Source organism: Dietzia sp. CQ4, assembly GCF_014145125.1.
Taxonomy (GTDB): domain Bacteria; phylum Actinomycetota; class Actinomycetes; order Mycobacteriales; family Mycobacteriaceae; genus Dietzia; species Dietzia natronolimnaea.
Window position 1 is genome coordinate 1 of the sequence record NZ_JAALDZ010000132.1, and the last position, 9,220, is coordinate 9,220.

A 9,220-nucleotide genomic window follows, 5' to 3' on the forward strand; every position below is an offset into this window, starting at 1 on the left:
GCGGGGGTCCGGGCCACGCCGTGTGACGACGAGTGCGCCGTGGCGCGGGGTGTGGTCACCATCTCCGGGATCGTCACGGCGTCCTCGGCACCGCGGCGACGCAGGCTGGTCGCCGCCGACGGCGGGCCCGGCCCGAACGGGGAGGCCGGATCGTTGAGGCTGAGCGAACTGCAGCCGCTCGGGGTCTCCTATTTGTGTGCTGACGGCGCGTACGTGATCCCCCGGGGTGACCTCGCGGCGGCGGCGGTCGACCCGATCGGCATCGACGAGCAGGCGTGGTTGCGCCGCCTCGGAGCCGACAGCGGACTCGCGGCGCGGCTGGCTCTCCGCGCCGGCCGCCAGATCGCCGGCACCCGCCCGTGGATCGTGGGCATCGACAGGTTCGGCCTGGATCTCTCGGTCGGCTCAGCGACCGGCCCCAGGGAGGTCGTGAGAATCCCGTTCGCGCTGGTCTGTGGCGATTCCGAGGACGTGCAGAGCGAGCTGGACCGCCTCGCCGGGTGAGGCCGGCTCGGATCCTTCTCCGTCATTTTCCCGTCGGTGTGCACAAAACCCTTGCGCTAGAGGTAAGCCTTACCTAAGTTAGTCGCTGCGGGTAGTCACGTCCCCGCCCCCGGACCGTTCCGGCGCCTTTCCCTGGAGGCGTCGGAGCGGTGCGGGAACTGTCGACGAGGAGATGGCATGCGATCACTGGTGGGGCCTGTCCCGGAGCCCGCGGAACGAGTGAGCTCGGCGCTGCGCCGGTGCCCCCGGGCCACCCTGGGTCTACCCTCCGGCCCGGGCGCCGTGACCCCTCCCGGGGTGGGCCTGGTGCACCAGGTGCCCGGGACCGCCGACCTCTGGGTCGCGCTACCGACGGCCTACTCGGTCACGATCGGCGTGGGCGGGGTGCGGGCGAGGCTCGAGGTCCTGGACGAGATCATCGGGGGAGCGGCCGAGGGGCGCTGTCGCCGCATCGTCGTCGTCGAGGGTCGTGTGGAGCTGCCGGGCGTGCGCGCCCAGCGCCGCACCGCGGGCGAGATCGCCCGCGACCTCCCCGACCCCGTCCTGTTGGACGTGGGGACCGGTGTCGCGTTGGTCCGGCTCCGCGCGGAGCGGATCGTGCTGACCGACGACGACGGGGTGACCGACATCGACCCCGAGGACCTGGCGACCTCCGGGCCCGACCCCTTCGCCGACCTCGAGGGGCACTGGCTGGACCATCTCAACGACCCGCGCTGCCAGGTGGTGCCGCGGATGGCGCTGCGCGTGTGCCGCTGCCTCCCGGCCGAGCGGCCACTGCTGGTCGGCATCGACCGCGCCGGGGTGGACATCGAGCTCGTCGGGCGCGACGGGCGCATCCACCGGGAGCGGCTGCCCTTCGCCGAGGCGTGCGTGAGCGTCACCGAGTTGGGCACCCAGCTCCGCCTGCTCGCCGGGGGGTCGCGATACCCTCTAGACCGTGCTGCTCTCCGACCGTGACCTCCGCTCCGAGCTCGCCGACGGGCGGCTCACGATCGACCCTCTCGACTCCTCGCTGATCCAACCGTCGAGCATCGACGTCCGCCTGGACAGTCTGTTCCGCGTGTTCAACAACTCGCGCTACACCCACATCGACCCGGCGCAGCAGCAGGACGACCTCACCGAACTCGTCGAACCCGCGTCAGGGGACCCGTTCGTGCTGCACCCGGGCGAGTTCGTCCTGGGGGCGACCCTCGAGCGCCTGGCCCTTCCCGACGACCTGGCGGGCCGGCTCGAGGGAAAGTCCTCACTCGGTCGACTCGGTCTGCTCACGCACTCGACCGCCGGGTTCATCGACCCGGGGTTCGAGGGGCACATCACCCTCGAGCTGTCCAACGTGGCCAACCTGCCCATCACGCTGTGGCCGGGGATGAAGATCGGCCAGCTGTGCCTGTTCCGGCTGTCCAGCCCCGCCGAGGTCCCGTACGGCACCGCCGCGACGGGCTCGAAGTACCAGGGACAGCGCGGCCCGACCGCCTCCAAGGCGTACCTCAACTTCCGCTGACCGGGACTGTTGCCGAACCGGGCCCGTCGGCGACCCGGGCCCGGCCACAGTACGCTCGTCCCGCGTTCACCCCGGTGTTCCCGGGAGGTCGTCCGGGGACGGTAGAACTGCGCTATGCGTATGACCGTGTTCGGGACCGGGTATCTGGGGACCACCCATGCCGCCTGTATGGCCGAGTTGGGTCACGAGGTGCTGGGTGTGGATGTGGACGAGGCGAAGATCGAGCGCCTGCGGGCCGGTGAGGTGCCGTTCTACGAGCCGGGGTTGCCGGAGATCCTGAGGCGGCAGGTGGAGGCGGGTCGGGTGCGGTTCACCACGGATTATGCCGAGGCCGCGGAGTTCGCGGACCTGCACTTCATCGGGGTGGGTACCCCGCAGCGCAAGGGGGAGTTCGCGGCCGACACCTCGTATGTGGAGGACGTGGTGGCCCGGCTCGTCCCGCTGCTGACCGCGGATGCGGTGCTGGTGGGCAAGTCGACGGTGCCGGTGGGGACGGCGGCGCGGTTGCAGGAGATCGCCGACGAGCACTCGCGTCAGGGGGTGCGGGCGGAGGTGGTGTGGAACCCGGAGTTCCTGCGGGAGGGTTTCGCGGTGGCCGACACGCTCACGCCGGATCGGATCGTGATCGGGGTGCGTGAGCCGGGTGGGCCGGTCGAGGAGGTGGTGCGCGGGGCGTACGCGCCGATCCTGGACTCGGACCCGTGTCCGGTGATCGTGACGGACCTGGCGACCGCCGAGTTGGTCAAGGTCAGCGCGAACGCGTTCCTGGCGACCAAGATCAGCTTCATCAACGCAGTGTCGGAGGTGTGTGAGGCGGCGGGCGCGGATGTGACGGTGTTGGCGGACGCGATCGGGATGGATCCGCGGATCGGTCGGCGCTTCCTGGGTGCCGGTCTGGGCTTCGGTGGGGGGTGCCTGCCCAAGGACATCCGGGCGTTCATGGCCCGCGCCGGGGAGTTGGGTGCCGATCAGGCGATGTCGTTCCTGCGGGAGGTCGACTCGATCAACATGCGGCGCCGGGAGCGGATGGTCGATCTGGCGACCGAGGCGTGCGGGGGGATGCTGATCGGCAAGACGATCGCGGTGCTGGGGGCGGCGTTCAAGCCGGACTCCGATGACGTGCGCGACTCCCCGGCGTTGAACGTGGCCGGGATGCTGTCCCTCAAGGGGGCGCAGGCGGTGGTGTACGACCCGCAGGCGCTGGACAACGCGCGGGCCCTGTTCCCGACGCTCGCGTACGCCGACTCGGCGATCGAGGCGTGTGAGGGTGCGGACGTGGTGCTGGTGGCCACCGAGTGGGCCGAGTTCCTCGAGTTGGACCCGGCGGCTGTGACGGCGGTGGCGCGCGGGCGGATCATGCTGGACGGCCGCAACTGCATGCCCGCCGACGCCTGGCGCGCCGCCGGCTGGACCTACCGCGCACTAGGCCGCGGGGTGAGCGCCAGCTGACCGGTCGACCGCGCCCGGGTGGCCGTCCTCCGACTCCGACCGTCCTCCGACTCCGACCGGGCCCGGCGCGGGTTAGGGTTACCGGCGTGAGCGACCGGCCAGCGACCCCTCCCCGGCACCGGCACCGGGTCGAGCGCCCCCGACACGGGTCCCGCCTCGTTCCGTCCGGCGGCGCCGGCCGGATCACGGTGGTCGGACTGATCCTGGGCGCGGTCGCGACGATGATCGGGGTGGCGCTGCTCTGGCCGACCTTCCAGGACCCCGAGCTGGACCCGTACTTCGCCCAGTCGTCCGGGTCCTCGGTGGTGACGGAGCGGGGCGAGGTCGTGTCCACCGAGGTGGCACCCTGCGGCTCCCCGGACAACGGGCGGGTGCTGCCCGGTCCACCGCTCGAGCCCCGGTTCCCCGGCCCGGAGTGTCCGCGCTCGATCGTGCGACTCGACACCGGCCCGGACGCCGGCCGACAGGTCCTGCTGGAGATACCACCCGGGCCCGGATCCCCGGACCTCGGTGAGGGCGACCAGATCCAGCTGGGCCGCTCCCCCCAGGGGGCCACCGACACCTATGCCTTCGAGGACTTCACCCGCACCGTGCCCATGGCGTTGTGGCTCCTCGTGGGCGCCGTGGTGATGGTCGCCGTCGGGCGGTGGAAGGGACTGCGGGCCCTGATCGGGATCGCGGTGGCCCTCGTCGTCGTCGTGGGGTTCGTCCTCCCCTCCATCCTCGACGGCAACCCGGCCATCCTGGTGGCCGTGGTCGGCGGCTCCGCCGTGCTCTACCTGGTGATCTACGTGGTCCACGGGATCAACCTCAAGACGCACGCCGCGCTGCTCGGCACCCTGTCGGCGATGCTGGCGGCGGCGTTGCTGAGCTGGGTGGTCATCGAGACCACCAGGATCACCGGGCTCAGCGGCGACTCCACGACCCAGGTCCAGGTGTTCGTGCAGCACGTCTCGCTGACGGGACTGCTGCTCGCCGGCTTCATCATCGGCGCCCTGGGCGTGCTCAACGACGTCACCGTGAGCCAGTCCGCGACCGTGTTCGAGATGCGCCACCTCGACCCGCACGCCGGACCCGTCCAGGTGTTCCGGTCGGCGATGGGGGTCGGACGCGACCACGTCGCCTCGATGGTCTACACCCTGGTGTTGGCGTACACCGGGTCGGCGCTGCCGCTGCTGCTGCTGTTCTCGCTGGGGACCCGCTCGCCGCTGTCGATCCTCACCTCCGACGTCGTGGCCGTGGAGTTGATGCGGTCGCTCGTCGGCGCGATCGCCCTCGCCCTGTGCGTCCCGCTCACCACCGCGGCAGCGGTGTGGCTCTCCCGCGACGTGACCCCGGAGGAGTTGGACCGGGCGACCGTGGGCGCGCGGCACTGAGCGCCCGGACTACTGGCGGTACGAGGCCAGGAAGTTGCCGATCCGCTCGATCGCCACGGCCAGGTCGCGGCCGGCGGGCAGCGTGACCACCCGGAAGTGATCCGGGTCGGGCCAGTTGAACCCCGTGCCCTGGGTGACCAGGATGCGCTCACGCTCGAGCAGGTCCAGCGCGAACAGGCGGTCGTCGTGGATCTCGTGGACCTCCGGGTCGAGCCTGGGGAACACGTAGAGGGCGCCCATCGGCTTGACGCAGCTCACCCCGGGGATCGAGTTGAGCTTCTCCCACGCGATGCCGCGCTGCTCGTGGAGCCTGCCCCCGGGCTCGATCAGCTCGTTGATCGACTGGTACCCGCCGAGTGCCACCTGGATGGCGTGCTGCGCGGGCACGTTGGGGCACAACCTCGTCGAGGCCAACAGCTCCAGACCCTCGAGGAACCCGGCCGCGTGCGCCTTGGGGCCGGTGATCGCCATCCAGCCCGCCCGGTAGCCCGCCACGCGGTACGTCTTGGACAGGCCGTTGAAGGTCAGGACCAGCAGATCGTGCGCGAGCGAGGCGATGGAGGTGTGCTGCGCCTCGTCGTAGACGATCCGGTCGTAGATCTCGTCCGCCAGGATGAGCAGACTGTGCTCGCGGGCCAGGTCCACGATCCCCTGCAGGACCTCCCGGGAGTAGACCGCCCCGGTGGGGTTGTTGGGGTTGATCACGACGATGGCCTTGGTCTTGGGCGTGATCTTGGAGGCGATGTCCTCGAGCGACGGGTTCCAGTCGTCCTGTTCGTCGGCGAGGTAGTGGACGGGCCTGCCCCCGGCGAGTGAGGTCATGGCGGTCCACAGCGGGTAGTCCGGGGCGGGGATGAGGACCTCGTCGCCGTCGTCCAGCAGCGCCTGCATCGTCATGGTGATCAGCTCGGACACGCCGTTGCCGAGGTAGATGTCCTCCACGTCCAGCTGCGGGAAGTCGGGGACCAGCTCGTACCGCGTGAAGATCGCTCGACGGGCCGACAGGATGCCCTTGGACTCCGAGTAGCCCTGCGCGTGGGGCAGTGCCGCGATCATGTCGCGCATGATCACGTCCGGCGCCTCGAACCCGAAGGGGGCGGGGTTGCCGATGTTCAGCTTGAGGATCCGGTGACCCTCCGCCTCGAGCTGGTTCGCCCGCGCCAGCACCGGGCCGCGGATCTCGTAGAGGACGTCCTTGAGCTTGGACGACTGGTCGAGCGTGCGCGGCTGGTGGAGCGTGCGTCCCGTGTTCTCCGGCGTCATGACTGCTGATTGTGCCACCTCGGTCGGACGTGGTTCCGGCCGCGCCGAACCGCGGTGTCAGATCCCGTGGCCTCAGATCCCGTACCGCAGGTCGATGATGGCCGGGATCTCCGAGAGGGGCAGGAGATCGTCGGGATGCTCCACCGAGAGGAAGTCCACGCAGCCTCGCTCGTGGGAGGCCAGGGCGTACGGCTGGGAGTCGATCGACAGGCCGGTGAGCTGACGGAGCCTGCGGACCTCGCCCCTGACGGTCGCCGTGGCGTCCCTGTCCCCGTAGAGCGCCTCGGACAGGGAGCGCGCGGTCCACGCCTCCCGGGACGCCAGGAGCGCGAGCAGTTCCGCCCTTCGCGGGGTGAGGTCGACCGCCGACCCGTCGGCCCGGATCACCGACGGCCTCCACCCGAGCAGACGGATTTCCGTCACCGGGTTGTCGCCCCGATCCGTGTCCCCGGCGGGGCCGGGGCGCGAACCTGGGTCCGGAGGGCGGGGGTCGTCCGGGGACGGCCCACCCACTCCGTTCGCGAGCAGCGTCTCGGCCAACCGGGTACCGCAACGGACCAGCGCGGCCGTCTCGGAGCTCGAGAAACGGACCGGATGGGAGACGTCGAGGACCCCGAGGATCCTGCCGCGGGCGTCCCGGACGGGACTGGCCGTGCAGGTCCAGCCGTGATGGGCCCGGACGTAGTGTTCGCCCGCGGTGGCGTGGGTCAACGTCCCGGTCTCCAACGCGAGGGAGATGCCGTTCGTGCCGATCCCCCGTTCGGACCAGTCCGCGCCCTCGGCGAACGCGATCGAGTCGGCGCGGCGGAGTACGTGGGGACTTCCCGACCGCCAGAGCAGGCACCCCCGCGAATCGGTGAGGACCACCAGGTGCCGGCCCGCGGCGGAGGTGTCGGACACCGAGGCCACCACGTCCGCCGCGATGTGGCGCAGGGGTGTGCGCTGCCGCGCGTCGGCGACCTGTTCGCGGGTGAGCACGCGGGCCGGCATTTCCTGGTCCGGCGAGATCCCGGCCGCTCCGCTGCGCCTCCACGCCTGTAGGACCCGCGAGTCGAGGTCGGAGGTCGCTCCACCGGAGAGCGCGATCCCGTGGGCCCTGATGGAGCGCTCGGCGAAGGCCCGGGGGTCGGAGAACCGCAGGGCCGGGTGCAACGACATTGCCACCCCCTGGGGAAGAAAGTGTGATCTACGTCATTGCCGAAGCTACACGACACGAAGGAGCGGACATGACCCAGACGACAGACGCACCGGCCGACCGGGGTGGGGCGGGCGGCGCCGGTTCAGGCGCCGACGCCACGGTCGAGAGGTGGCTCGGGGAGTTCGACGAGGCCCTCCGGGCGGGGGACGCGGAGCGGGCGGCGCAGTTGTTCGACCCCGAGGGCTACTGGCGCGACTTCGTCGCCTTCACATGGAACCTCAAGACGCTCGAGGGGCGGGAGGAGATCCGCGGGATGCTCGAATCCCAGCTGGCCGCGGTCTCGCCCTCCGCCTGGAGGCTCGACGACCCCGCGAGCGCGTCGGGTGATGTGACCGAGGCGTGGGTGACCTTCGAGACCGCGGTCGGCCGCGGATGGGCCCACCTCCGGTTGCGCGACGGCAAGGCCTGGACCCTCCTGACCACGATGCAGGAACTCAAGGGCCACGAGGAGAAGAGGCGCCGGACCCGGGACCAGGGCGTCGAGCACGTCATCCGCCGGGGGCGCAAGACGTGGCTCGAGAAGAAGCAGGAGCGCCAGGAGACCCTCGGGTACACCGAGCAGCCGTACACGGTGATCATCGGCGGAGGCCAGGGCGGGATCGGGCTCGCCGCCCGGCTCAAGCGGTTGGGCGTGCCGACCATCGTGATCGAGAAGAACGAGCGGGCCGGCGACTCGTGGCGCAAGCGCTACAAGTCACTCCACCTCCACGACCCGGTCTGGTACGACCATCTCCCGTACATCCCCTTCCCCGATGACTGGCCGGTGTTCCCGTCCAAGGACAAGGTGGGGGACTGGCTCGAGCACTACACCGCGATCATGGAGCTCGACTACTGGTCCGGTACGCAGTGTCTGACCGCCGACTTCGACGAGGAGTCCGGGACGTGGCGGGTCGAGGTGGACCGGAGAGGCGAGAAGGTGGAGCTCCGCCCGACCCAGCTGGTGTTCGCCCTCGGGGTCTCCGGCTACCCGAACATCCCGCACGTCGAGGGCGCGGACTCGTTCACCGGCGAGCAGTGGCACTCCTCGGAGTTCACCGGTGAGGGGGACGTGGAGGGCAAGCGGGCCGTGGTGATCGGCTCGAACAACTCGGCCCATGACATCTGCGCCGCGCTCTGGGACCACGGAGCGGACGTCACCATGGTCCAGCGCTCCTCCACCCACATCGCGCGGAGCGAGTCGCTCATGTCGCTGGCGCTCGGGCCCCTGTACTCCGAGGACGCGCTGGAGGCGGGGGTGACGACCGAGAAGGCCGACATGCTCTTCGCCTCCTGGCCCTACCGCCTGCTCCCCGGGGTGCAGATCCCCGTCTACGAGCAGATGGCGGAGAAGGACTCGGAGTTCTACGGCCGACTCCGCGAGGCCGGATTCGAGCTGGACTTCGGGGAGGACGGGTCCGGCCTCTTCCTCAAGTACCTCCGGCGCGGTTCGGGGTACTACATCGACGTCGGTGCCAGCCAACTGGTGATCGACGGCGAGGTCGCGCTGGCACGCGGGCAGGTGACGCGGATCCGGGCCGACGGGGTGGAGCTGGACGACGGGACGATCCTGCCCGCCGACCTCATCGTCTACGCCACCGGGTACGGCTCGATGAACCAGTGGTTGACCGATCTCGTGTCGCAGGACGTCGCCGACCGGGTGGGCAAGGTCTGGGGATACGGTTCCGGCACCACGCGGGACCCCGGGCCCTGGGAGGGGGAACTCCGCAACATGTGGAAGCCGACGAACGTCGAGCAGCTCTGGATCCACGGAGGCAACCTGCACCAGTCCCGCCACTACTCCAAGTACCTGGCCCTGCAGCTCAAGGCGAGGATGGAGGGCGTGCCCACCCCCGTGTACCAGGTCCAGGAGGCGCACCACCCCTGCTGACGGCGGGACCCGTCAATGCACCTGCGGCCCGTGATCGGGGTGTCCGATCACGGGCCGCAGAG

The 9,220-nt window shown here is 70.6% G+C and carries 8 protein-coding genes; 6 read left to right on the plus strand and 2 right to left on the minus strand.

Annotated features, from left to right (window positions below; translation table 11 throughout):
* The 5 genes from G6031_RS08355 to G6031_RS19195 all read left to right on the plus strand — a co-directional run.
* Positions 1 to 504: DUF2470 domain-containing protein (locus G6031_RS08355; protein WP_241737257.1), on the plus strand; the 504-nt coding region annotated here is incomplete at its 5' end.
* Positions 505 to 681: 177 nt separating this feature from the next.
* Positions 682 to 1,461, plus strand: a complete 780-nt coding sequence (locus G6031_RS08360) for a hypothetical protein (RefSeq protein WP_182653006.1) — start codon at positions 682 to 684, stop codon at positions 1,459 to 1,461.
* Positions 1,442 to 2,005 (plus strand): dCTP deaminase, encoded by a 564-nt coding sequence (gene dcd, locus G6031_RS08365; protein ID WP_017838407.1) that lies wholly within the window; start codon positions 1,442 to 1,444, stop codon positions 2,003 to 2,005. The genes G6031_RS08360 and dcd overlap by 20 nt, the downstream gene beginning before the upstream one ends.
* A gap of 114 nt (positions 2,006 to 2,119) precedes the next feature.
* Positions 2,120 to 3,454, plus strand: coding sequence for a UDP-glucose/GDP-mannose dehydrogenase family protein (locus tag G6031_RS08370; RefSeq protein WP_182653007.1), 1,335 nt, complete (start codon positions 2,120 to 2,122; stop codon positions 3,452 to 3,454).
* 86 nt (positions 3,455 to 3,540) lie between these two features.
* Positions 3,541 to 4,830: a YibE/F family protein gene (locus G6031_RS19195; protein ID WP_179523540.1), complete on the plus strand. Its 1,290-nt coding sequence runs from the start codon at positions 3,541 to 3,543 to the stop codon at positions 4,828 to 4,830.
* A gap of 9 nt (positions 4,831 to 4,839) precedes the next feature.
* Here the strand turns inward: G6031_RS19195 and G6031_RS08380 are convergent, their stop codons facing one another.
* Entirely contained in the window at positions 4,840 to 6,093 is a 1,254-nt protein-coding gene (locus G6031_RS08380) for a pyridoxal phosphate-dependent aminotransferase (protein ID WP_179523539.1), read from the minus strand.
* 72 nt (positions 6,094 to 6,165) lie between these two features.
* The gene (locus G6031_RS08385) at positions 6,166 to 7,251 is read right to left on the minus strand and encodes a helix-turn-helix domain-containing protein (protein WP_182653008.1); all 1,086 of its coding nucleotides are present in this window, start codon (positions 7,249 to 7,251) and stop codon (positions 6,166 to 6,168) included.
* Positions 7,252 to 7,319: 68 nt separating this feature from the next.
* Between G6031_RS08385 and G6031_RS08390 the strand changes: the two genes are divergently transcribed.
* Complete coding sequence (locus tag G6031_RS08390) at positions 7,320 to 9,158, plus strand: NAD(P)/FAD-dependent oxidoreductase (RefSeq protein ID WP_182653009.1); 1,839 nt, start codon at positions 7,320 to 7,322, stop codon at positions 9,156 to 9,158.
* Positions 9,159 to 9,220 lie beyond the last annotated feature (62 nt).